25 protein-coding genes and 1 tRNA gene are annotated in these 25231 nt (G+C 36.7%); 2 read left to right on the top strand and 24 right to left on the bottom strand.

The window, feature by feature from the left end; translation table 11 throughout:
• The first annotated feature begins 72 nt into the window (after positions 1-72).
• Positions 73-189 carry a putative metal homeostasis protein gene (locus DQM45_RS02025; protein WP_003085004.1) on the top strand — a complete coding sequence of 39 codons (117 nt, stop codon included), beginning with the start codon at positions 73-75 and terminating at the stop codon, positions 187-189.
• 73 nt (positions 190-262) lie between these two features.
• Here the strand turns inward: DQM45_RS02025 and DQM45_RS02020 are convergent, their stop codons facing one another.
• The 6 genes from DQM45_RS02020 to DQM45_RS01995 all read right to left on the bottom strand — a co-directional run bounded on the left by DQM45_RS02020 (position 263) and on the right by DQM45_RS01995 (position 5170).
• Positions 263-1159 (bottom strand): SPFH domain-containing protein, encoded by an 897-nt coding sequence (locus tag DQM45_RS02020; RefSeq protein ID WP_003085276.1) that lies wholly within the window; start codon positions 1157-1159, stop codon positions 263-265.
• A gap of 168 nt (positions 1160-1327) precedes the next feature.
• Entirely contained in the window at positions 1328-2992 is a 1665-nt protein-coding gene (locus DQM45_RS02015) for a DAK2 domain-containing protein (protein ID WP_003083680.1), read from the bottom strand.
• Positions 2992-3357, bottom strand: a complete 366-nt coding sequence (locus DQM45_RS02010) for an Asp23/Gls24 family envelope stress response protein (protein ID WP_003084618.1) — start codon at positions 3355-3357, stop codon at positions 2992-2994. The genes DQM45_RS02015 and DQM45_RS02010 overlap by 1 nt, the downstream gene beginning before the upstream one ends.
• 133 nt (positions 3358-3490) lie before the next feature.
• Positions 3491-3679, bottom strand: a complete 189-nt coding sequence (rpmB, locus tag DQM45_RS02005) for a 50S ribosomal protein L28 (RefSeq protein WP_003084306.1) — start codon at positions 3677-3679, stop codon at positions 3491-3493.
• 129 nt (positions 3680-3808) lie between these two features.
• Complete coding sequence (locus tag DQM45_RS02000; RefSeq protein ID WP_003084586.1) at positions 3809-4111, bottom strand: hypothetical protein; 303 nt, start codon at positions 4109-4111, stop codon at positions 3809-3811.
• Between the two features lie 12 nt (positions 4112-4123).
• Positions 4124-5170 carry a serine hydrolase domain-containing protein gene (locus DQM45_RS01995; protein WP_003083005.1) on the bottom strand — a complete coding sequence of 349 codons (1047 nt, stop codon included), beginning with the start codon at positions 5168-5170 and terminating at the stop codon, positions 4124-4126.
• A 67-nt stretch (positions 5171-5237) separates the two neighbouring features.
• Between DQM45_RS01995 and DQM45_RS01990 the strand changes: the two genes are divergently transcribed.
• A complete protein-coding gene (locus DQM45_RS01990) occupies positions 5238-6122 on the top strand; it encodes a LysR family transcriptional regulator (protein ID WP_003083302.1) in 885 nt (294 codons plus the stop codon).
• Here DQM45_RS01990 and buk read toward each other — a convergent pair.
• The 18 genes from buk to tig all read right to left on the bottom strand — a co-directional run bounded on the left by buk (position 6119) and on the right by tig (position 25067).
• Positions 6119-7189 carry a butyrate kinase gene (gene buk, locus DQM45_RS01985; protein WP_003084839.1) on the bottom strand — a complete coding sequence of 357 codons (1071 nt, stop codon included), beginning with the start codon at positions 7187-7189 and terminating at the stop codon, positions 6119-6121. The genes DQM45_RS01990 and buk overlap by 4 nt on opposite strands.
• Positions 7190-7198: 9 nt before the next feature.
• Positions 7199-8119, bottom strand: coding sequence for a phosphate acyltransferase (locus DQM45_RS01980; protein ID WP_003084812.1), 921 nt, complete (start codon positions 8117-8119; stop codon positions 7199-7201).
• 74 nt (positions 8120-8193) lie between these two features.
• Complete coding sequence (locus tag DQM45_RS01975) at positions 8194-9243, bottom strand: PTS transporter subunit IIC (protein WP_003082704.1); 1050 nt, start codon at positions 9241-9243, stop codon at positions 8194-8196.
• Positions 9244-9254: 11 nt separating this feature from the next.
• Entirely contained in the window at positions 9255-10667 is a 1413-nt protein-coding gene (gene lpdA, locus DQM45_RS01970; RefSeq protein ID WP_003084582.1) for a dihydrolipoyl dehydrogenase, read from the bottom strand.
• A gap of 4 nt (positions 10668-10671) precedes the next feature.
• Positions 10672-12006, bottom strand: coding sequence for a dihydrolipoamide acetyltransferase family protein (locus DQM45_RS01965; protein ID WP_003085879.1), 1335 nt, complete (start codon positions 12004-12006; stop codon positions 10672-10674).
• A gap of 12 nt (positions 12007-12018) precedes the next feature.
• Positions 12019-12996, bottom strand: a complete 978-nt coding sequence (locus DQM45_RS01960; protein WP_003084210.1) for an alpha-ketoacid dehydrogenase subunit beta — start codon at positions 12994-12996, stop codon at positions 12019-12021.
• A 1-nt stretch (position 12997) separates the two neighbouring features.
• Complete coding sequence (locus DQM45_RS01955; RefSeq protein WP_003085542.1) at positions 12998-14095, bottom strand: thiamine pyrophosphate-dependent dehydrogenase E1 component subunit alpha; 1098 nt, start codon at positions 14093-14095, stop codon at positions 12998-13000.
• A gap of 404 nt (positions 14096-14499) precedes the next feature.
• Entirely contained in the window at positions 14500-15381 is an 882-nt protein-coding gene (locus DQM45_RS01950; RefSeq protein WP_003083177.1) for a class II fructose-bisphosphate aldolase, read from the bottom strand.
• Between the two features lie 174 nt (positions 15382-15555).
• Positions 15556-15641: transfer RNA gene (locus tag DQM45_RS01945), tRNA-Leu, on the bottom strand.
• Positions 15642-15694: 53 nt separating this feature from the next.
• Entirely contained in the window at positions 15695-16621 is a 927-nt protein-coding gene (locus DQM45_RS01940; RefSeq protein WP_003085146.1) for an alpha/beta hydrolase, read from the bottom strand.
• A gap of 61 nt (positions 16622-16682) precedes the next feature.
• Positions 16683-17390: an antiholin-like protein LrgB gene (gene lrgB, locus DQM45_RS01935; RefSeq protein ID WP_003082617.1), complete on the bottom strand. Its 708-nt coding sequence runs from the start codon at positions 17388-17390 to the stop codon at positions 16683-16685.
• 17 nt (positions 17391-17407) lie between these two features.
• Positions 17408-17836, bottom strand: coding sequence for an antiholin-like murein hydrolase modulator LrgA (lrgA, locus tag DQM45_RS01930; RefSeq protein WP_003085877.1), 429 nt, complete (start codon positions 17834-17836; stop codon positions 17408-17410).
• A 138-nt stretch (positions 17837-17974) separates the two neighbouring features.
• Positions 17975-18706 (bottom strand): LytR/AlgR family response regulator transcription factor, encoded by a 732-nt coding sequence (locus DQM45_RS01925; protein ID WP_003084340.1) that lies wholly within the window; start codon positions 18704-18706, stop codon positions 17975-17977.
• Entirely contained in the window at positions 18703-20460 is a 1758-nt protein-coding gene (locus DQM45_RS01920; protein ID WP_003082794.1) for a sensor histidine kinase, read from the bottom strand. Before DQM45_RS01920 ends, DQM45_RS01925 begins: the two co-directional genes overlap by 4 nt.
• A gap of 62 nt (positions 20461-20522) precedes the next feature.
• Positions 20523-22127: a CTP synthase gene (locus DQM45_RS01915; RefSeq protein ID WP_003084856.1), complete on the bottom strand. Its 1605-nt coding sequence runs from the start codon at positions 22125-22127 to the stop codon at positions 20523-20525.
• A gap of 263 nt (positions 22128-22390) precedes the next feature.
• Entirely contained in the window at positions 22391-22957 is a 567-nt protein-coding gene (gene rpoE / locus DQM45_RS01910) for a DNA-directed RNA polymerase subunit delta (RefSeq protein ID WP_003083339.1), read from the bottom strand.
• A gap of 76 nt (positions 22958-23033) precedes the next feature.
• On the bottom strand, positions 23034-23708 hold the full coding sequence (locus DQM45_RS01905; RefSeq protein WP_003083487.1) for an HAD family hydrolase: 675 nt from the start codon (positions 23706-23708) through the stop codon (positions 23034-23036).
• Between the two features lie 75 nt (positions 23709-23783).
• Positions 23784-25067, bottom strand: coding sequence for a trigger factor (gene tig / locus DQM45_RS01900; RefSeq protein ID WP_003083734.1), 1284 nt, complete (start codon positions 25065-25067; stop codon positions 23784-23786).
• Positions 25068-25231: the final 164 nt, after the last annotated feature.

Below are 25231 nucleotides of genomic sequence, written 5' to 3'. Positions count from 1 at the left end.
TACTTTACTGGTTAAGTTTTTTGTGATATACTATTCTTGTTAACGTTAATAATCTTGCAATAGGAGGTAACTATGGCCGAAAAAACTGACTTGGCGTCAGCTTACCGCAGACTAAAAAGTCCTAATATTAAAACAAAAAAACGTGCTTTGAAAATTATTCATGAGTACAAGAGATCTGGCAAAAAATAACAGGGATCTCTAAAATAAAGTCAGACAAAAAAGCAACTAAGACACATCCCTCCGTCTTAGTTGTTTTTTAATATTACTTAACTTTCAGAGCTGATAAGACTTGTGTGCGAATATCGTCAACTCCATTTGGGGTATTAGGCAAAAATAAAGTTTGATTGCCTCTAGAAGCAAATGTATTTAGGGTATCAAGGTATTGATTTGTCAATAAAATTGACATAATTTGTTCCTCATTTAAACTAATATTTGCTTCTTTTAATTCTTGAATAGATTCTGCTAAACCATCTACAATTGCTTTTCGTTGTTGTGCAATACCTACACCGTGCAAGCGATCTTTCTCAGCTTCTGCAGATGCTGCTGTAACAATCTTAATCTTATCAGCTTCTGCTAATTCTTGTGCAGCAACACGTTTACGTTGAGCAGCATTAATTTCATTCATTGATTGTTTCACTTCAGCATCAGGTTCAACTTTAGTTATCAAAGTTTTAACAATAATATAACCATAAGTTGACATTTCTTCTGCTACTTGATGTTGAACCTCAAGTGCAATTTCATCCTTTTTCTCAAAGAGTTCATCGAGAGTTAATTTAGGAACAGATGAACGCAAAGCATCTTCAATATATGATTTAATTTGTGCTTCAGGTCTCATCAATTTATAGTAAGCATCAGTAACATTATTTTCATTAACACGGTATTGAGTAGCAATGTTCAATGTAACGAAAACATTATCTTTTGTTTTGGTTTCAACTACAATCTCTGTTTGTAATAATCTTAACTGGACACGTGCAGCAATCTTATCAATACCAAAGGGCATTCTAAGGTGAATACCACTTTGTGAAGTTGTTTGGTATTTCCCAAAACGCTCAATAATAGCTACTGTCTGTTGTTTGACAACGTACAAAGCACTCGCAAGAATAGCTATAATGACAATAATACAGATAATTAAAAACACGACTGGACCTAACACTAACATAAATACTCCTTCTTAAGTAGAGCTAGCTATGGACACTTTTTAATGTGTCTGCTGCATCTTGACTTATTGTTAATATATAATTATAATGGTTTTCTTATTTTTGTCAAATAAAAAAGTAATAAGAACTTATAATATAAAAAAAGTAAGGTCATAGACCTTACTAGATAATTATTCAACACTCATTATATAAGGATAAACTGGCTGGTCTCCTTGGTGGATTTCAACTTCAATATCTTCATATTTCTCTTCTAAATAATCTGCCAAATCTTCAGCAAGTGCTGTATTACCTTCTTCACCAATAAAGATAGTCACAATCTCACTATCTTCTTCGACCATCTGGTCAAAGGTTAACTTCATAGCTGACTCAAGGTTAGCATCAGATACTAAAATCTTACCATTAACCATACCTAGATAATCGTTTTCATGAATCTCTAAGCCATCAATCGTTGTATCTCTGACTGCTAAAGTTAAGCTTCCGCTTGTAACATCACTCAAGCTAGCTGACATTGCTGAAAAATTCTCGTCTAATGATTTAGAGGCGTCAAAGGCTAATAAGCTCGTTAATCCTTGTGGAACTGTCTTGCTTTCAATGACTACTGCGGGAATGTCAACAACATCTGCTGCAGATTGAGCAGCCATAAAGATATTCTTGTTATTTGGTAAAAGAATAACTTGTTTTGCATTAACAGCTTCAATAGCTTTCACAATATCTTCAGTAGACGGATTCATAGTTTGTCCACCAGAAATAATGTAATCAACTCCTTGTGCAGTAAAGATGTCTGCTAAACCTTGTCCCGCTACAACAGCAATCAAACCAAACTCTTTCATCTCAGCCTTCGGACGTACTGTATTTGTTTTCTCAACTTGAGCATCATGTTGATTACGCATATTGTCGACTTTAATTTTGATTAAAGAGCCATATTTTAACCCTTCTTGCATCACAAGTCCAGGATCTTCGGTATGGACGTGAACCTTAACAATCTCATCATCATTAACGACCATCAAAGAATCACCAAGATTGCTTAAATAGCCTTGAAACTCTTCATAATTGAATTCTTTAACATAAGTTGGCCCTTGACGTAAAGCAACCATGATTTCAGTACAATAACCATATGTAATATCTTCTGTGGCAACATGTCCAACAACTGCCTTATGGTGCTCGGCATTAATCATCTCAGACATATTTGCTGGTGTCGCTTTGAAGTCTTCAGAAGCAATATAATCACCATTTAAGGCAGACAAGAAACCTTCATATATGAAAACCAAACCTTGACCACCCGAGTCAACAACACCAACTTCTTTTAAAACTGGTAGTAGGTCAGGTGTTTTTGCTAATGCTTTTTTAGCTCCTTTAAGAGCAGCGCTCATAACTTCAATAGCATCATTAGTAGACTCAGCTTTTTTCAAAGCAGCGCTTGCAGCACCCCGTGAAACGGTTAAAATTGTCCCTTCAACTGGCTTCATCACAGCCTTATACGCTACTTCAACACCTGCTTGAAAAGCTTGTGCTAAATCTTGCCCATCCAACTCAACTTTGCCTTTAATACTCTGACCAAAACCACGGAAAATTTGCGATGTGATGACCCCAGAATTACCACGAGCTCCCATCAATAGACCTTTGGAAAGGATTTGACCAACTTCACCTACAGTTTCTGCGGGCTTGCTAGCAACTTCCTTTGCTCCATTATCCATGGTCATTCCCATATTTGTCCCAGTATCTCCATCTGGAACAGGAAAGACATTTAAAGAATTAACATATTCTGCTTGTTTGCCTAGACGCGTTGCCGCGGCTTGAACCATTTCTTGGAACAAGCTTGCTGTAATATTTGACACTAGTTTTCTCCTACAACCTTAATATTCTGCACATACACGTTAACCATATCGGCTGTTAAACCAAGTTGGCTTTCAAGATTAAATTTAACGCGTTCTTGGATATTCTTAGAAACTTCACTAATCTTTACACCATAACTCATCACAGTGTAGACATCAACAGAAATACCCAAATCTGTAGATTTCACAACTACGCCTTTAGCATAGTTTTCCTTGCGAAGTAGCGATTGAAAATTGTCTTTTATAGCACTTTTACTTGCCATACCTACAACGCCAAAAATTTCCGTTGCAGAACCACCAACAACAGTTGCAATAACGTCGTCAGATAGTTCAATTAGACCATCATTTGTATTAATTTTTACAGTCATATTTACTACCTCAAAAAGTTTTTATCAGTTTATTTTATCACATATTAGCCTTAATGTAAAAAAATTTAGGTATAACAACAACATTCAACGATGAAATGGAAGAAAATGAAAAAAGCCCTAAGGCTTATTTCAACTATACACGTTCAACTTGACCTGACTTAAGCGCACGAGCTGAAGCCCAAACTTTTTTAGGTTTACCATTAACCATAATAGTAACCTTTTGAAGATTTGGTTTAACTGTACGTTTTGTTTGATTCATAGCGTGTGAACGGTTATTACCAGATACAGTCTTACGACCTGTGAAATAACATACTTTTGCCATTTTATCAGTCTCCTCCTAGGTAGAATATGTTTACGATGTGCTAGCACCACATACCAAACTATTCTATCATACGAGTAACCAATTAGCAAGACTTTTTTCTCTCGTCTCTAACAACTTTTCAGCCTTTTCTTAGTCAGAAAGGGCTTTAACTAAGGAATTAAAGAGATCTCTGGTAGAGCCATCATATAATACTTCCGTTATTCTATCTTCTATCCCATCTCTAAATTCATAAGTATAAGCTACACCACTAGGATTAACGACACCAATACGCTTGTTTTCTGTTTGTGGATGTGTTACAGAAAATGATAGTTTCCGTTCAACATCAATGGGAACCGTATATTTAAACATGATATCACGTTGACTAACTTTACCAACTAAATAACCTAATTGAAAGAAGTTCTCGACTAATTCTGCTAATTCTTCCTCACTCAAACCACGCCTCCATCAACTTAACTTCCTATATGTTTTTTCTAGTTCAAACAACATTAAATAGATTAATTGGATACATAACTCTGATTTCCCGACATTATCCGTTGTACCAGTTAGATAAATATCTAGTTGAGGACAATAAAATGCGAAAGCTCCTGAGATACCTGAATGCCCTATGAAACTCAAGCGATTTTCTTTATTAAATTGTCCCATTGATATTTTCATGTGACCACCACCATATTCAACAGGTGCATAATCTCCCTGAAGAGGGAAATAGTCTTGAATGTCTTGCCAATGCTTTTTACTAAATAATTTTCCTTCTATAAATGCTCTGATAAAAACCATCAAGTCTGCTGTAGTCGAAATACCCCCTCCAGCCCCTTGTCCACTAGCTACAATTTTCGGTCTTTCTATATATTCTTTTCCTGTAAAAAGAGGAGGAATCTTTCCGTATTCACTACTGACAATGTAACTATGTTTTAATCCTAAGGGCTCCATAATATAACGATCCACACAGTCATCTAAAGAAAGCTTATAAATAGATTCAATAATGACACCTAAAAGCATAAAATTAATATCTGTATAGTAGGCTTGTTGGCTACCGGGTACAAAATGAGCCTCCAATTCTCCCACCCACGTAATCATGTCTTCTAAATCGTAAGAAAAATCCTCATTAGCAATACGTTTCCTAAGTGAAATTGGTTCTTCATAAAATATATTAGCTAGGCCACTTCGTTGGAAGAGGAGATCTTTAATAGTAATAAATTCAGTCTGATCATTGCCTAGGATGTGGTGAAGATTAATAAGCTTTTCTTTTGGTATGAAATCGGTTACAATATTGTCATAATCTAATTTTTTAGAATCAATCAGTTGTAAAACTAGCGTCGTTATCCAAAGTTTGGTAACACTAGCCAATAGAAATAGACTGTCTTTAGTTATTTCGCCATGTTGGAATTGAGCAATGTCTTCACCATTCCCTTTTTGAAGTGAAATAATAGCTCTTGGTAATTTATGCCTTACAACAAAATTTTGAAAAAGATGTTTTAAATTTTTGGTATTCACTGATAACTCCTCTCAACACAAACAATAAACTAATCACTATATAAAATATATCAATAAAGGATAACTTATGGACATCAGACAACTTTCCTATTTTTTGACAATTGCCAAAACGCAAAATTACTCTCATGCATCAAAAATTTTATTTGTATCACAGCCTGCCTTAAAACAATCTGTCTCTAAAATAGAGGAAGAATTTAATACACCATTATTCGTTTATAAGAATCACAGATTGAATTTAACAGATACAGGCCGGATTTTAGTTGAGCGTGGCGAGCCAATTGTAAAAGCTTTTAACGAACTTATCTTTGATTTACAAAATGCTAATGAGCCTAAACGTCAAGAAATTAGAGTAGGTGTCACTTTTTTAACCATGTTACAATATATGGATCAAATTTCTCGTTTCATCAGGAAAAATCCTAATATTGATTTAAGAATTATCCAAGAGGGGTCCATGAAATTACAAGAACTTCTCGTTCAAGAAAAAATTGACATTGGCATCCTATCTTTCCCACAAATTGAACATGATATTATTATTGATCCTGTTGCTGTTAATCACTCTTCCTATTCAGCATCATTAGTTGTGCCAAAAGAGCATCCTTTAGCTAACAAAGAAAAAATTACATTTAAAGATTTAAAAGGTTATAATATTGCTAGTCTAAGTGATCATTTTGCATTAGGTGAATTTACCAAAAAACGTTGTCGAGAATTTGGCTTTAGTAATCAGGTAATTCTCACACACGATGATTTTGAAATTCTTTTACATAGCTTGGATAAACTAGATGCAATTACTATATTACCTAGAGAGCTAGAGGATCTCAGCCCTGTGGAAAATCTTATTTGGATTCCAATTCATGATGTCAATAGTTTATATAAACAAGGATTAGCATATCGTAAAAATATGTCAACTAATACAGATGTTATTAGTAAATTTATTGATGCTATTAAGCATTAACTTTCAGCGGTAAATTCTAAGACATGATAGTCTTCTTCCTTATTTACGACGCGAAGACCCCCAAAGGCTAAAGCTTCAAGCTCGAATTCACCAGGATATGCCTTAAAAGGGCCAATAAATGCTGTTTTCTCGGCAACTTTTTGACATAAAGCTTCTGAATAAGCCATACCTCCCGTTATACAGACCATATCAATAGAGCCACTAACACTTACCGCTAAGGCAGCTAAGGTTTTAGCAATCCCTAATGCTAAAGCATCAAAGACTAGTGAAGCCTCTTTATCGCCTTCCTCAATTCTCTTCTCAACTTCTCTTAAATCAGCTGTATTACATAATGATTGTAATCCAGCTTTTTTTCTGACTAAATAGGTAAATTGATCAAGGCCGATCTTTTTAATCACTTCAACCATCTCTTTAATTGGTATACCACCTGAACGTTCTGCTGAAAACATGATTTCATCGTCCGAAATAAAGTCAACAATCTGTCCATGTTCATGTCCACTTGCACTGGCACCTCCTCCAACATGAGCAATAACAAGATTAAGCTCATCATAAGATTTTCCTAAATCCTCTGCTACTTTTCGAGCCACAGCTCTCATGTTTAAATGATGGCCAGTTGATGTCCTCTCAACCCCTTTCAGTCCTGTTATACGAGAAACGTCTCGCATCGAATCAACGGTTACTGGGTCATAGATATAGGCAGGTTTATTCTCTCCATATTTTTCCATCAAGGCTTTCGCTAATTTTGCTCCCATATTTGATGGGTGCTCTAAAACAGGATGGTATTCTAAATGGTTAATAAGTTCATCATTTACAAGAATTGCCCCCGGTTTGACAGGACCAATTAAACCGCCTCGGCCGACAGCCACATCAATCTTAATGACATCATGTTTGTCCAATAACGCTTCAATATCTTTCAAGCGTAGCTCAAACTGATCAAATACTTTCTTGAAAACTTCTAATTCCTGACTAGTATATGTAATTTCTTCTTTCCAAATTAGCTCTTTATCTTCATACATAGCCACTTTGGTTGATGTTGCCCCTGGGTTAATAGCAATTATTTTTATCATAAACTTCCCCTACTCTCTATCCTTTGTCATCATGATTTGTGATAATAAAAGTGATGCATATTTCTCCTCAAAGCTAGAACTACGAGAAGTTATAATTACTGGAACCTTAGCTCCTATAATTAAACCTGCCATCTCGGATCCACCGAAAAGAGTTAGAGATTTAGACATAATATTCCCTGTCACAATGTCTGGAGCAAACAAGATATCAGCATCCCCTTGAATCTTACCTGTATAGTTTTTTTCCTTTACGCTTTCTGGTGAGAGTGATAAATCAATCGAGAGCGGCCCTTCAACTGTAATATCTGTCTTACTACTGTAGTCCTTAGCCAATTCAGACTCCAATACTGAGGAAGGCAATTTGGGAATCAGATTCTCAGCTGCTGATAAGAGGGCAACTTTTAGATGATGAGAAAGCTTAAGTGAAGCCATAACCTCAACAGCATTTTCAATAACTGTTTTGGCAGTGTCTTTTTCAGGTTGTAAAACAAGTCCCCCATCTGTTATCGCAATCAATCTATTTAAAGTAGGCATTGATAAAACAGCAACGTGTGACAGAGTATCTGCTTTACGAATACCTGTTTCCTTGTTAACAACTTCTTTTAAAACTTTACCTGTTGAAATATGTCCCTTTAAGATAGCATCGCCTTTACCCTTTCGAACAAGCTCAACACCCTTAAAAGCTGCTTCTTGATCATCACCGACCGCAACAATCTCGTAAGCATCTTTTGGAATAGTAAACCCTTTTAATTTTTCTTCTAAGGTAACTTGATCATCAATTAAGTAAGCAAAAACTCTTTTTTCTCTGACTGCACGTTCAATACAAGCTAAAACTTCATCATCTGCTGCCTTTATTGCTACAAGATTAATAGGTTTATCAACATTTTTTATTTCAGGCCGAGCTTCAAATAATTTATCAATTAATAACGACATTTTTTCTCCTATCTAAAAAATGGGATGCTTACATTTAGTTGACAAGGAGTGAACTCTAACATCCCAATTTACTACTAAATATCAAGTTTATAGTCTTCTGGTTTTACTAGATGTAGAACATTCATAAAGAGGTGTTTAAATAAAAAACCAAATGCTACTGGACCACCTATAAAGACTAATAAAGCACTCAAAATATTCATTGCTGACCAACCGCCCTTTACAAGATTTAAATGGTTAATTGGACCTACTAAACCACTAAAACCAAATCCAGCACTCATCGGTGTACCTTGGATATTAAAGAGGTAAGCCAATATTCCACAAGCAGCTGCTGAGCATATAATAGGTAATAAGGTTTTAGGATTCTTAACCCAAACAGGCATTGAAATCTTTGGAGAGCCAATGAAATGGGCAATTGCTGTGCCATGGGTATTAACACTCCATCCAAGGATAGCAAAGCCAAATCCTGTTGCACAGATACCTACATTTGCAGCACCTGAACCTATTCCAGTTAGTGATATAGCAAGGGCAATCCCTACTGTTGTAATAGGAGAAACAATTAAGAAACCAAAAACAATCGCTAATAAAATACACATAATCAGTGGTTGTAAGGTGAGCAATTGGGCAACTCCTATACCAATCAGCTTCGTAATCATTGAGACATAAGGAAGGAGAAAGCGTCCAATCAAACCAACCACTAGCATCATAAGTGGCGGAATAACTAAAATAGTATAGGCTTTCAAACTATTTCCCACTAACAAGATCAAACCTGCCCCAATAGCAGCAGTAATCATCATATTAATGATGTCACCAGTACCCTGCATCATAATCATGCCGTTTTTGGCCGAAATAGCACCTGAGGCAAAAAGTGTTGCTAAACCAAGAGATGCTGATTGTATAGGATTGAATTTAAAATTCATACCAACCATAACACCACAAACCAAGCCCATTACTGAGTTGGACATGCCTAGTCCCCATACTAATGGTTTTAAAAAGGGTAATGAAGGTACTAGTGATTTCACTAATTCGGAAAGTAAGGCTCCCGGAATGAGCACAACTACCGCTCCAAGCGCAATTCCATTTAAAACATTCATTGTGAATGCTTTTGCTGTTAATTTATTTTCCATTTTCTATTCCTCTATTGATGAATTCCGTGTCCTAGTAGGATTTCACTTGTATCCATAATTGTTTCAGCTAAACTTGGATGATTATGAATAGTTAGTGTAATATCTTCAGCTGTTAATAAATTTTCAATAGCTAAAGTTATTTCTGCAATTAGCTCACTCACGCCAGGACCTACTAATTGGGCCCCAATAATTCTATTATCTTTTTTATCTGAAATTAAACGAACAAAACCTTCAGGATTTGCCATTGAAAGAGCACGACCGTTGCTTGTAAATCTAAATGTTGCAACTTTTGCATCGATACCAGCTTCTTTTGCGGCAGCTTTAGTCATACCAACAGTAGCAATTTCTGGTTGCGTGTAAGCAACCGTCGGAATAACAAGATAATCAGCCGCCACACCTTCAACTTGGGCAATAGCTTCGGCGGCTACCTTAGCTTCAAAAGAAGCCTTGTGTGCTAAAGCTGGACCAGCTGTAATATCACCAATAGCATAAATATGTTTCACTTGAGTTTGCATTTGTTCATTAACGGGAATGAGACCTTTATCATCTAAGCTAAGTCCAGCAAGTTCAATAGAAATGTTATCGGTGTTTGGACGACGGCCAACAAGGACCGCAATTTTATCAGCTTGGATTTTCTCTTCTTTTTCCCCATTTTCATAGAATAGATCAAGCCCTTGATCTGTTTTTTCGTAACGAGAAGCTTTAGCACCCGTAATGATGGTCATCCCAAGCTGTGCTGCTTGATCAAGAACTGGTTTCACTAAATCAGCCTCAAACCCACCTAATACACGGTCCATGCCTTCTAAAATAGTCACGTGGCTGCCAAGATTAGCATAAGCCATAGCTAATTCCATACCGATATAACCACCACCAATGATGGCTAATTCTTTAGGTATCTCTTGCAAATTTAGGAGACCAGTTGAATCAAGAATATCTTCTCCAAATGGGAAAGCTTTCAATTCAATTGGACGACTTCCTAAAGCGAGAATCACGTTTTTAAAACGATAACCTTCTCCAAGACCATCTTCTGGTGTTACAAAAACAGTATCTTTGGAAACAAAGTGCGCTTCACCCTTAACAATAGTGACTTTATTCTTTTTCAATAAAGTTTCAACACCCATTGTTAGTTTAGAAACAACTTGGCTGTCTTTCCAAGCTTGTGCTTTGGCAAAATCTAAGCTAGTTTCTCCAAAACTGATGCCATAAGGAGATGCCATTTTACTATGGGCATAATCATGACCAACCTGTATTAAGGCTTTAGAAGGAATACAACCAACGTTTAAACACGCGCCACCAATATTTCCTTTTTCGATGATAACAACTTTTTGTCCCAGTTGGGCTGCACGAATAGCTGCTACATAGCCCCCAGGTCCTGAACCGATTACAATAGTTTCTACTTCATTTGTATATCCACCTACTACCATGCTATTACCCCTCTGCTAACAATAAATCTGGATCGCTTAGGTAAGACTTAAGCAAGTTAATAGCTTGTTGTGCATAAACGCCGTCGATTGCGCGATGGTCGAATGCGAAAGAAATTTTCATGACATTCTTCAATACTGGATTACCTTCTGCATCAGGCATAAAGATTTTATCAATACGACCAACGTTCAAGATAGCAATCTCTGGTAAATTAATAATTGGTGTTGACCAAACGCCTGCTGTTGCCGCAGCACCAACGTTTGTTACTGATATTGAGCCTTTACCCATATCAGCTGTTCCAAGTTTACCATCACGCGCTTTTTGTGAAATCTCAGAAATTTCTTCTGCAATATCAAATAGACTCTTACGTTCAGCGTTACGAATCATTGGTACCATTAAGCCACGAGGTGTGTCTGTTGCAACACCAATATTGTAATATTGATGGTGGCTAATTTCGTTTTTATCCATATTGATGGATACGTTTAAGTCTGGGAAGCGCTTTAACATTGCTACTAATGCTTTCACCAAGTATGGTGTGAAGGTTAATTTAATACCTTTTTCTGCTGCAATGACTTTCATCTTATTTCGGTGAGCGACAAGGGCATCAACTTCTGCTTGATCAAAAACTGTAACTTGCACAACTTCGCTTGAGCTTTTCGCTAAAGCATCAGCAATAGTGCGACGGATTGCTGGCATTTTTTCTACCACTTCTGCAAACTCTTCACTTGTTACTTTTGGTGCGGCTACTGCTTTTTCTTCAGCAACTTCTTCATGTACTTTTGATGCTTGTTCTTGGACTTGTGCTACCTGTGTTGCACCGCCATTTGCCAAGAAAGCATCAACATCTTCCATAGTGATTTTGCCATTGTTTCCACTGCCCTTTACTAAGCGTAAATCGACCTCTTTTGAACGTGCATATTTACGAACGCGTGGTACAGCAAGAAGACGCACATCAACTGAAGAATCTCCTTCAACGATAGCTGTTTGTTTTGGACTTTCTGTTTTTCCTTCAACGGGAGCTTCTGTTTTAGAACTTGATACTGCAGCTGGAGCTTGGCTTGATGCTGAACTATTTCCACTAGCTAAGTATTCTTTTAATTCTTCTTCAGTCTCAGCGATGTCAGCAATTGGTTCACCAACAATTCCAGTATCTCCTGCTTCAACGTAGATTTTTGCGAGGAAACCAGATATTGGACTAGGTAATTCAACAACAGCTTTATCACTCTCAATTTCTAATAATGTCTTATCTTCAGTAACCTTATCACCTACATTTGCAGTCCATGCCATGATGACACTTTCATGAGTGCCTTCACCAGCATCAGGTAATATATATTGATACATCCTGTCTCCTCCCTAGAACTCTACTGTTTCTTTAGCTTTTACAACGATATCTTCAACACTTGGCATCCAATCTTCCTCGGCAAGACCAAATGGAAAAATGGTATCCGGAGCAGTAATACGCCCAATTGGAGCATCCAAATCCATAAAATTACGTTCACTGATTTCAGACATGATTTGCCCAGCAGTACCTGCTTGACGTTGTGCTTCTTGAAGAACAATTGCCCGATGTGTTTTAGCTACTGAGGCTTGAAGAGTTTCGTAGTCAACCGGTGAGACCGTACGTAAGTCAACAACTTCAGCACTGATCCCTTCTTTTTCTAGTTGTTCGGCTGCTTGAAGCGCTAATTGAACCATCAGACCATAGCCAATCAATGTAACATCTGATCCTTCACGAACAACATTTGCTTTATCAAGAGGAACAGTGTAGTAACCTTCTGGAACTTCATCTTTAACGGTACGATAAAGACGTAAGTGTTCGAGAAAAAAGACTGGATCTTCAGATTCAATTGCAGAAATCATCAAACCTTTTGCATCATAGGCTGATGAAGGGATAACTACACGTAATCCCGGAATTTGAGATAGAAAACCTTCTAAACTATCAGAATGCAGTTCGGGCGTATGAACACCACCACCATAAGGAGCTCGGATAGTGATTTGAGCACTCCGAGTGCCACCTGAACGGTAGCGTTGACGAGGAATTTGCGCAATTAAAGCATCCATAGCTTCTACAATGAAACCTGAAAACTGCATTTCCGGAATGGGTAAGAAACCTTCTTGTGCAAGTCCTACCGACATTTGAAGAATTCCAGATTCAGCTAGAGGTGTATCAAAAACACGATTTTCACCAAATTCCTCTTGCATCCCCGCAGTTATACGGAAAACTCCACCATTTTTGCCGACATCTTCACCAAAAATTAAGGCATTGTCATGTTTTTTCATCACTTCACGCAATCCCTCTGTAACGGCTTGTGCTAATGTTAAAACTGGCATCTTAGTTTTCCTCCTTTGCTTGATAATAAGCAATTTGTTCTCTAATATTTTGTGGCTTATCTTTATACATAAACTCTAAAAATTCTGTAATATGTTGTGACTCTGTTTTTGCCATCTCTGCTAAAGCATCTTTCGCTTGTACCTTTACATCTTCATAAATAGCGTCAGCTTTTTCCTGACTCCATAATCCTTTTTCAGTCAGGTAATTTCCAAGTCGAATAAGCGGATCTTTTTGTCGCCATTCTTCAACTTCTTCATCAGCACGATAACGTTTAGGATCATCAGACATGGTATGGGGACCAAAACGGTAGGTCATATTTTCAATAAGCACAGGACCATTTTCAATAGCATATTCCCGCGCTTTCTTTACGGTATAATATACTGCAACAGGATCCATGCCATCAATTCTTACAGCTGGAATTCCAGCTGCGACCGCTTTTTGAGCAAGAGTAGCAGCCTTGGTCTGATGTGAGGTGGGAACTGAGATACCATAACCATTATTTTGAACCACTGCAACAAGATTAGCCTTGAAGACACCTGCAAAGTTAAGAGCTTCATAGAAATCACCTTGTGATGTAGCAGAATCTCCACATAATGATAAAGCAATTTGTTTCTCACCTTTCATCCGTTTTGCAATACCATTACCTAATGCCTGAATAGTGGTTCCACCAACGATAACATTTGGAGAATACATATTTAAATCTTTAGGATATTGGTTAGCAACATAGTGCCCTTTGTACCACAAGAAAGCTTGTGAGAGCTTCAAACCAAATTTAACGCCTGCAAAAACATCACGATAAGTTGGTGCAAAAACATCCTTCTTATCTAAGGCTAAAACAGCACCATATTGACTAGCTTCTTGGCCACCACCCGGTGCGTAATTACTTAGCGCTCCTTGCCTGTTTAAGAGAATAACACGCTCATCAATGGCACGTCCCCAAGTAATCGCCTCCATCAATGCAAGCAATTCTTCATTACTAATTTGATCCATCGCTTCTTGATCATCCACTTTTCCTTCTTCATCTAGAATGTGATAAATTGGAAATTTTTCGTCATAAGATGAAACAAGTTCCGTAAAATTAAGTTTACTAATTTTCATGTTTGCTTCCTTCCTTTCAAAATAATGATAGCGCTTTCTTATTTAAGAGTAAACTTCCTATTTCTTATAGTGCTATAAGTAATAGTTCAAACTTAAGTCATGTGACTCTTAAAGTATCCTAGTAGAGGGGTCTCCTCCTTTGACTAACTTATCGTATCTATGGTAAAAACTTGAAGTGAGATACTTTTTTTATAAAAAAAGATCTCCAGCGGGAGATCTTTAGCATCATCAGTTACTTTCAATCATAGTTTTCTCGCAGTGGATAAAACTATAGTTTTAAGGCAGGATTATAAAAGAAAGCCCCAAATTAGGACTTTCAACAATTTATTACTCAAAATTATTCTTTGCTTGTTCACAATCAGAGATTGTTTCACAGGGACTTGTAAGTTTTTTTTAAGTTAAAATTATGCTTTGTTTGCTGAACCGAAAACGTCGATACGTTCTTCAACTGCTGCTTGTACAGCTTTCATACCTGGAGCCAAGAATTTACGTGGGTCAAATAATTTTTTACCATCGTATTCTGCTTCGTTTGCATCGTAGTTACGAGCAAATTCGCGAGTTGCATTAGAGAATGCAATTTGACTTTCAGTATTAACATTAACTTTAGCAACACCAAGTTTGATAGCAGCTTTAATTTGATCGTCAGGGATACCTGAACCACCGTGTAATACAATTGGGAAGCCTGGTACAGCTGCCGCTAATTTTTCTAAGTGGTCAAGAGCAAGACCTTCCCAGTTAGCTGGGTATGGACCATGAATGTTACCGATACCTGCAGCAAGGAAATCAATTCCAGTTTCAACCATTGCTTTAGCATCTTCGATTGGTGCAAGTTCACCTTTACCGATGATACCATCTTCTTCACCACCGATTGTTCCAACTTCAGCTTCTACAGAAACACCTTTAGCATGTGCTAACTCAACAACTTCTTTAGTTTTAGCAAGATTTTCTTCAACTGGAAGATGTGAACCATCAAACATGATTGAAGAGTAACCAACTTCGATACATTCCAACGCATCCTCATAATGACCATGGTCAAGGTGAATAGCTACAGGAACTGTAATACCCATTGATTCTACAAGGTTAGAAATAAGTGATTGACATACTTTATAACCACCCATGTATTTAGCAGCACCCATTGAAGTTTGGATAAGAACTGGAGCTTTTTTAGCTTCTGCTGCACGCAAAATTGCTTGTGTCCATTCTAAGTTGTTAGTGTTGAATCCACCAACAGCATATCCGTTTTCACGAGCTGCTTGTACAAATTTTTCTGCTGAAACGATTGCCATTTGTTAGGCCTCCTCTAATTTTTCGGGTTATCCCGTTTACATTGTCCATTCTAGCATAATTAGCACCAAATTTCTAGTACTTGCTAAAGGGTAAAACGTTTTCTCCTTTCAATTTTTCACAATTTTAACTTTTTTAAATACAAAAAAAGTGAGTCAAAGACTCACTCAATATTATGCGGAGAGAGGGACTTGAACCCTCACGACCTAAAGCGGTCACAGGATCCTTAGTCCTGCGCGTCTGCCAATTCCGCCATCCCCGCTACTCATCAGCAACATCATTTATTATATCAGCTGTGAGTATTTCTGTCAATCCTTACTTTTGATATTTTTTCAAAAAGTTTGTAATTTCCTTTTCATATTGTTTTTTGTCAGTTTCATAGGCTCGTGCATGCTTAGCACCCTTGACAATATATATTTCTTTTGGTCCTGATGTCGCCTTATAATTGTTATAAACCATATTTGTAGGCACAAAATCATCTTTATCACCATGAATAAATAGAACTGGCAAGTGGTTTTTTTTCAGTTGCTCTTGGGCACTTGCTTCTCCATAAGTAAAACCGGCTCTGATCTTTGAAATAGCAGAAACTTCATATAAGAGAGGAAAAGCTGGGAGATTGTACATTTTTTTAGCTTGAAACTTCAATTCATCCCAAACACTATTGTAACCACAATCTTCAATAATATTGACAACTTGTTCTGGTAGTTTCTCACCACTAGCCATCATCACCGTAGCAGCTCCCATGGATAAACCGAAGTAAGTAATTTGACTTTTCGGATCTGCCTTAACCAACTGCTTGGTCCAAGCGATTAAATTCTGGCGGTCATTCCAACCATATCCTATGATATTACCTTCACTTTCACCATGTGCTTCGTTATCTGGAATTAGGACATTATAGCCCAAATCATGAAATAGCATAGCATAAGGTTTCATCCCTGCTTTACTATTTAAAAAGCCATGGACAACTATAGCCGTTTTTTGAGACGGTTTTTCGGCAGGTAGATACCAAGCAACTTGTTTTTTTCCTCTATTAGTCAAAGAATATTTTTCAACTTTTAGAGCATTAAATGCTTGCTCACTGGTATACAAAGGATTGTCTTTATCACGTTTAGCCTTGCTAATAAAGGATTTTTCTTCCCGGATTTGAGCAACGTGGAAAAAATAGTAACTAGCTCCTACACTAATCGTTGTTAGTAGTAAGAGGATAACCATTAAATACTTTGATAATCGAATTATTTTCATACCAAATAGTTTACCTTATTTTAGTCAAAAAAGAAAGGGGCTAACCTTTCTTTTTTTATAATTAGAGAAGTATACTACTTAGGGTAGGAACAACTACAGTCACAATCACCCCAACAACGACTAAGGCAATCGATCCCATTGATTCTTCCACCTGTCCAAAATCTTTTGCTGCTGAAACACCAAGTGCATGCCCTGCTGTTCCTAAAGCTAATCCACGCGCGATTGGATCATTAATTTTAAACAGCTTAATTAATGGCTTAGCCAGTGCATAAATAATAACACCATTTAAAATACAAGCTAATGACGTTAACTCAGCTGAGCCACCTATAGCTATCGAAGTCGGCATTGCAATAGCTGTCGTTGCTGCTTGAGGTAACATTGAAGCTGTGACAACTCTACCCAATTGTAGAAGAGTCGAAATAACATAAATTCCATATACAGCAACGATACTTCCCAAAGTGATACCGCCTAAAATTTGAACCCAATATTTTTTTAAAACATCTCTTTTACGATAGAGGGGAATAGCAAAGCAAATTGTAGCAGGTTCAAGGAAGAAAGCAATAATTTGACCACCTTTATTGTATTGATCAAAGCTAATACCAGTGGCTTTCAGGGTTGCAATCCCCAAAATCATGGCCACAAAGAGTGGAGCAAATAAGAAGAAGCCCTTGGTCTTCTTAAATAATATCTGACCGATGAAAAATGTTCCTACTGATAATAGAACACCAAAGATTGGCGACACCTTTAGTAATTGAATAAATGTTTCCATCTTCTTGACTCCTTTTCTTATTTTGCAAAAGCCTTACTATTTCTTTCCTGTGTTTGACTAAAAGCAGAGCTCTTTTTGAATATTGAAGCTGTATTAAGTTGAAAGATTAATTGAGTCATCCAACCTGTTGCCACTAGTAGAATTAGGGTTGAAGCAAAGATTAAAATCATATCTAAAATGAAATGGGCTTGTAATAAACCAAGTGATTTAATGACTGAGATGCCTGCTGGAACAAAGAAGAGACCTATATTGTTAACCAAAGCATCTCCCACTGTCTCCACTTGTTCTAACTTAATAACATTAAAGTTTAGAGCCAAAAACATAAGGACCAAACCTATAACAGAAGCAGGCATCGTAATTGGAAGTAGACTTTCAATAAATTTAGATATTAAAACGATTGTTCCAATTAATACACTTTGATAAATAACTGAATATGTTTTTTTCATAACGCAACTCCTTTTCACCCTCGGACTAACTTGTTTTATTGTCTTTATTATAGACAAAAAAGAGCCCTGTGAGCTCTTTTAAGAATAGAAGGCTTCCACCCTAGTATGAAATGCATTTTCTTTAGCTTAAGTTACAGACTAGAGACCTAGCTGTTGTTTAAAAGATTTAATATAGGAACGTGAAACTGGAACCTTTCCTTGATTAGACATGGTAACCTGATAAGTTTGATTAAACCAAGGCTGAATCTCTTTTATCTCTTCTTGATTAATAATATAAGCACGATGCACCTTTAAAAAACGGTCGGATGTCAAATTTTTTTCGATGGCTGATAAACTGGTATGACTCGTATAAGAACCTTTTTTCGTATAAACTGTCGTTTCTTTTCCTTGAACTTCACAATAAATAATATCTGAAAATGGGAGCAAATAAATGCGTTCGTCCGTTTCAATTGTTAAACGTTCAACTGTTTTATCAGCTTTAATCTGAGATAAATAATTAGCATTTTGAACTTCTAAAGCTAGCTTAGCTTTTTCAATAGCTTTCTTGATTCGTGTTTCTTCAAAAGGCTTTAGAATATAATCCAATGCATTAACTTCAAAAGCTTCCACAGCATGATTATCATAAGCAGTTGCGAAAATAATAAGGGGTGCATGAGGAACCTTGGTTAAGCGTTTGGCCAAATCTAAGCCACTTTCATCCGTCAAATGAATATCTAAAAAAAGCAGATCTGGTTGGTCTGTCAGTATAATCTGAAAAGCATCTTCAATAGATTCCCCTTCAAAAATATTCTCTACCTCTTTAGTCTGTTGCAGTAGATAAGACAGTTCCATACGTGCTAATGGTTCATCATCAATAACGGCAACTTTCATACTTTATCTCCTTCAATCCATTGTAATGGTAAATATATGTCAAAACAAGAGCCTTGTTCATTTGAACTAATAACTAATTGTGAAGCATCACCATATAGATTAATTAGTCGGCGATTGAGATTTTCAAGCGCTGATCCTGTACCGTGCGATGATGGAACGACTTCTTTTCCGAGCTTAGAAAGAAGATCAGAGGCAATACCCTTCCCATTATCTTTAACTTGTAAGTGTAATATTTGGTCATCAGTAGAAAGCGTTACGCGGACATGATTATCTTTTTTTCGCCCTGCAAAGGCATGCTTTAAGGCATTTTCAACGAGAATTTGAATAACAAATGGTGGTATGGCTGCTTGTTGCAAGCTTTCAGGAATTCGCATTTGAATTTCAAAACGATCTGGAAAGCGAGCCTGTTCAATAGCTAGATAGGCATTCAAGTGTTTTAATTCTTCCGCAACAGAAATAATATTATGACGTGTGCTAGTGATATTAGCTCGGAAATAATTCCCTAACTGAAGAAGCAAGTGACGTGCTTTCTCACCATCAATGCGCATTAAAGCAGAGATGGTATTGATAGCATTAAAAAGAAAATGAGGGTTAACTTGAGCCTGCAAGGACTTAATTTCGGCATCTTTAAGTAAAGCTTGCTCTATAGCCATCTGGCCGAGCTCTAGTTGCGACGAAAAGATATTTCCTAAGCCACCAGCTAATTCTTCTTCAACATAAGTCAGACGATCTGCATCAGTAAAGTAGAGTTTAAAGGTTCCTGCCACTTTTCCTCTTACATATAAGGGAACAACGATTGCAGCGGCTAAAGGGCAATCTGGCACATGACAACCTATTTCTGACTTATGCTTAGCCACATGAATCTGCCCTGTTTCAATAACCTCTTTTGATAAATCAGTGATAATTTTCTTAGCTGGGATGTGGTGGTCACTAGCAGCACCCACATGAGCTAAAATAGAGGTTTTATTGGTGACACTTACAGCAGAAACCCGCATAAATTTTTTTATCTCCAGAGCAGCTTTTTGGGCTGATTCTGGCGTTAGCCCTTGACGAAAATAAGGCAAAGTTGTATTCGTCAAAGCTAAAACATCGTGTGTCTGGATAGCTTTCATGCTCTCTTCTTGCCTCAACGTTCCAAGAATGATTGACAAGAAAAGTCCTGTTCCTAAAGCATTAACAAAAACCATAGGAATAGCTATAATTTTAATTAATTCTACCGCTTGTGTCTTGTCGGGTGAGAAAAGATAGATACAAAGCATCTGGATAATTTCCATTAATGCTCCACATAAACTCCCTTGCCAAACAGCTGGATAGCTTTTTCTGCGTAAGCTCATACGTCCTAGTAAACCAGAAAAAATCCCAATTAAAACTGAGGAAATAAAGTATGTATGAGGCGCATTTCCTCCTTGGAACCATCGCACACTTCCTGAAATCACGCCGACAAAAAAGCCGACAAAGGGGCCGCCTATTAATCCCGACATCCCAATGGTTAAGGTTCTTGTATTAGCAATGGAGGTGTGAGATGACAGATTGACTAAGCCTCCATTTCCGATATCATAAGGGGCATTGACAAGAACCCCAGTGAAATTACTAATTATGGCAAAAACACTAAAGGTCAAAATCAGAAGCCAACGTACCCGTAAAGAATCGCGGTGATACATCATCCGCTTATAAAAAGGGCTAATCATTAATAGATTAGCCAATAGAATGATCAACCCAACTCTTTCAAGCAGGGGTAAAAATAGTGTAATCATAGCATAACCTCTTTGGGTTATTATAACACTGTTTTGAAATCACTTTCAAGTTTATAATAATATTACTTGCTGTTTTCAACGGCTGCGGTAATAAATGCTGTGTAGAGCTCCTCAGCATGGTTCGGACGACTATGAAGTTCTGGATGATACTGGGCTGCTACAAAGAATTTTTTCTCTGGTAGCTCAACAATTTCCATCAAGCGGTTATCCGGTGAAACGCCTGAGAAAACAAAACCTGCAGCTTCAAACTCTGAACGGAATTTAGTGTTAAACTCGTAACGATGACGATGACGTCTTTGAACAACTTCTTGATTATTATAAGCAGTTGCTGCTTTTGAACCAGATTTTAACTTGCATGGGTATAAACCTAAACGCAAGGTACCACCCATATCTTCGATATCAATTTGATCACGCATAATGTCAATGATTGGGTAAGGAGTTTCTGGATCAAGCTCTGCAGAGTTAGCATTTTCTAAATTTAAAACATTTCGAGCATATTCAACACAAGTTAGTTGCATGCCTAAACAAATACCCAACATTGGAATATCCTGTTCACGAGCATAACGAATAGCTTGAATTTTACCTTCCGTGCCACGTTGACCAAAGCCTCCAGGAACAATTATACCATCAGCATCTCCCAGTAAAGTTGCTACATTTTTAGACGTCAAATCATTGGCATTTACCCATTTTAAATCGATTGCTGTGTTATTTTCATAACCTGAATGTTTCAAAGCTTCAACAACGGATAAGTAGGCATCTGGTAATTCAACATATTTTCCAACAAGTGCAATTTTAGTTGTTTTTTCAAGATTCATAACCTTATTAACCATAGCGGTCCACTCAGTCATATCTGCTTTTGGAACATCCAATTTCAAATGATCACAAACAATTTGATCCATACCTTGAGCTTGTAAATTCAATGGAATTTGATAGAGATGTTCAACGTCACGTGATTCAATAACAGCTTCTGGTTCAACATCACAAAACTGTGCTAACTTGTTTTTAATACCATCTTCAACTTCTTCTTCTGTACGAATAACAAGCATATTAGGCTGGATACCTAAGCCGCGCAACTCTTTCACTGAATGTTGTGTCGGTTTCGTTTTCATTTCGCCAGCAGCTTTAAGATAAGGTAACAAGGTCGTATGGATATACATAACGTTATCAGAACCCACATCAGCTTTCATTTGACGGAGAGCTTCTAAGAATGGCAAACTTTCAATATCCCCAACTGTTCCACCAACTTCTGTGATAATAACATCCGAATCGGTTGTTGTAGCTGCTCTTTTAATCTTTTCTTTTAAGGCATCTGTGATATGTGGAATAACTTGAACCGTTGCGCCTAAATACTCGCCTTTACGCTCTTTACGCAATACTTCACTGTATATTTTGCCCGTTGTAACGTTCGAATATTTATTTAAATTAATATCGATAAAACGTTCATAGTGCCCTAAATCAAGGTCAGTCTCAGCACCATCATCCGTTACATATACTTCTCCATGCTGATATGGACTCATTGTCCCTGGATCAATATTGATGTAGGGATCGAATTTCTGAATAGTTACTTTTAACCCGCGGTTCTTTAATAAACGTCCTAAACTTGCTGCAACAATCCCTTTACCAATTGATGAAACTACACCACCAGTTACAAAAATATACTTTGTCATTAATACTCCTTATAAATTTTTTTGAATCATGTTCATTTCCAATACCCTTGACAAGGGGAATAACACTCTTAATTGAGAATGGTCAACAGTACAAAATTTTCCATGATGAAAAAACAAAAATAGCCCCCTAGTAATAGGGAGCCTTAATCGACCTCTTAAAGAGGTGCCCGAATAATAATATAAACTATATCATCACATTTGTCAAATAAAATATCGATTTAATGAGAGTAATAAGGTTAGTTGCCTTATAAAAGAATCAAATTCTATTCTTCTTCTTCCTCTTCTTCATCATCTTCTTCATTGATTTCAACTTCTTCGATATCATCTTCTGGGATGATTTCATTTAATTCTGAATCATAAGATTCTACTTCTGATTTTTCATCATCTGGATCTTCTTCATCGTATTCAACATCTTCAGTTTCTTCTGTAAAGTCTTCGTCTTCTGGATCATCATCGCTATAGTCAATGGCATCTTCATCACCATCCATAAAGGCATTAACACGTTTTTTCTTACGTTTTGGTGAACCATCTTCTTCATCTTCTAGTGTGATAATTTCTTCATCAATCTCATCAATAGCATACCATGAGCGTAGACCCCATTTGTTATCACCAAGTGGAATAAATGATCCATCAGTGTTTAAATCTGTATAGAAAAATGGTAAAGCATGACGAATATCAGCATCAGATTTTCCTAAGAAAGTTTGAATATCATTGACTAAGTCGCTAAAATACACTTCATTGTCACGGCCACGCTCTTCTAAAATAGCACGGGCTACTTCAATCATTGATAATTCACTTTTTTCTTGTCCCGCAAATACGTCTAATTTCAAGGCAATTCTCCTTATTTTATCATTCCTTACTATTCTACGCTAATTTTATTAATTCGTCAAAGCTTTTATCAGTTATTTACTGACTAGATTTAGTTATATTGACTATTCTTTCGAAAATAGCATTCATATCTTTAAGCACATAGTCTGCTGCAGTTTGATCAACCTGTAGACGTTTCTCTTCGAAAGCTATAACCTGTATACCGGCGGCTTTTGCAGCTGCTATCCCAGATGGGGAATCTTCAATGACAATAGTATTTTCTGCTTCTAACTGTAATTCTTTCAGAACATGACGATAAATGGCAGGATTGGGCTTACTTTCCTGAAAATCTTCTCCGGAGACTATGAGATCAAAGTCTTTCAGAATACCACAAGCTTCAAGTACCTGTATAATGTGCTTCTTAGAACTTGAAGAAGCTACTGCTAACTTCATTTGATTTTCTTTTGCAAATAAGTTAATTTTAAGAATATCCTGTCGGAATAAACGTTTAATAGTGTCTGCTCTATATTTCTTTTCTGAAATCTTCTCTAAAGCAAGTGCTATGTCTTGATCTGGAACTTGAGTTTGACTCAAACGACGAATACGTTTTAAGAGATCTTGACCAGAGCGACCCACTAGTCCGGAAAATGCCTCATGTTCTAGGCAATGAGGATCAACTGCAATTGATCTAATATAATCACTTTGTAACTGAAAATCCAAATATTCAGTATCAACAATTACCCCATCCATATCAAAAATGATAGCTTCTAACATATCTCTCCTTTTGATAATAAAAAGCCTGAAATAGATATTTCAGACTCTTTTGTCAATTACCCGCTTAGGTTTCTTTTATTTTACTTTAGCAGATTCAGTAATAACTTCAACTGCTTTTTTCATTGCGATATCATGTTTCAGCATATCAGCAGAAAGAAGAGAACGAACTTGTTCAACTGGCATATTGTATTCTGTTGCAAGATCATTGATTTCTTTTTCAATTTCTTCGTCTGTAGCTTCAAAACCTTCTGCTTTAGCAATAGCTTCAATAACAAGATTTGTTTTAACACGTTTATCTGCTTCTGCTTCATATTGCTTGTGTAAATCTTCTTCAGATGTACCTGTTAATTGGAAGTACATTTCTGGAGAGATTCCTTGACGTTGCATATTGCCCATGAATTCGTTCATTGAACGATGAACTTCGTCGTGAACCATTTCTTCTGGTAATTCAACAATTTCAGCGTTATCAACAGCTAATTCAATTGCTGCGCCTTCAACAGCGTCATCATATGCGATTTCTTTAGCCGCTTCAAGTTCTTTACGGTATTTAGCTTTTAATTCATCAAGTGTTTCAACTTCTTCATCAATATCTTTAGCTAATTCATCATCAAGTTCAGGTACTTCTTTAGCTTTAACTTCATGAATAGTTGTCACGAATTTTGCATCTTTACCTGCAAGATCTTCTGCTTGGTAATTTTCAGGGAAAGTAACATTTACATCTTTTGTTTCGCCAGCTTTAGCACCAACCAATTGTTCTTCAAAACCAGGAATAAATTGACCTGAGCCAAGTTCAAGTGAGAAGTTATCACCTTTTCCACCATCAAACTCAACACCATCAACAGAACCAACAAAATCAATAACAACAGTGTCACCTTCTACAGCAGCATCTTCTTTAACAACAAGTTCTGCTAGGTTTTTGCGTTCACGTTCGATTTTTTCGTCTACTTCTTCATCTGTAACTTCTTTTGAAAGGTCAACTTCAACAGTTAAATCTTTATAGTCACCAAGTTTTACTTCAGGTTTTGTCACAACTTCAGCAGAGATTTCCCAATCTTTGCCTTTTTCCATTGAAACAATATCAATCTTAGGTTGTGCAACAACTTCTAAAGCAAGTTCTGAAACAGCTTCTTCGTAGGCACTTGGTAAGATAATATTTAGAGCATCTTCGTAAAGAACTTCCTCACCAAATTTTTTATTAAAAATTGGACGAGGTATATGACCTTTACGGAAACCTGGTACATTTAAGTCTTTTTTTATTTTATTAAAAGCTTGATCAAGAGCTGGTTTGATTTTTTCTTGATTAATTGTAAAAGTAATAACGCCACGGTTAGTAGCTTTGTTTTCAAATGATGTAGACATTAAGTCATTTCTCCTTAAAATAATTTAGATACTCTTCATTTTATCATAAATCAGCGCTGTTTTAAAGTTTTTTTATATATGAAAGTAGAGCTAATCCCTCTTCCTTCTACTTTTTAAAGCTAGACATTCCCATTTAATCTTATTTTTGATAAACTAACAACATG

Origin of the sequence: Streptococcus porcinus (assembly GCF_900475415.1) — a bacterium.
GTDB lineage: Bacteria > Bacillota > Bacilli > Lactobacillales > Streptococcaceae > Streptococcus > Streptococcus porcinus.
The sequence above is the reverse complement of the archived record's forward strand: the minus strand, read 5'-3'. Positions and strand labels throughout refer to the sequence as shown.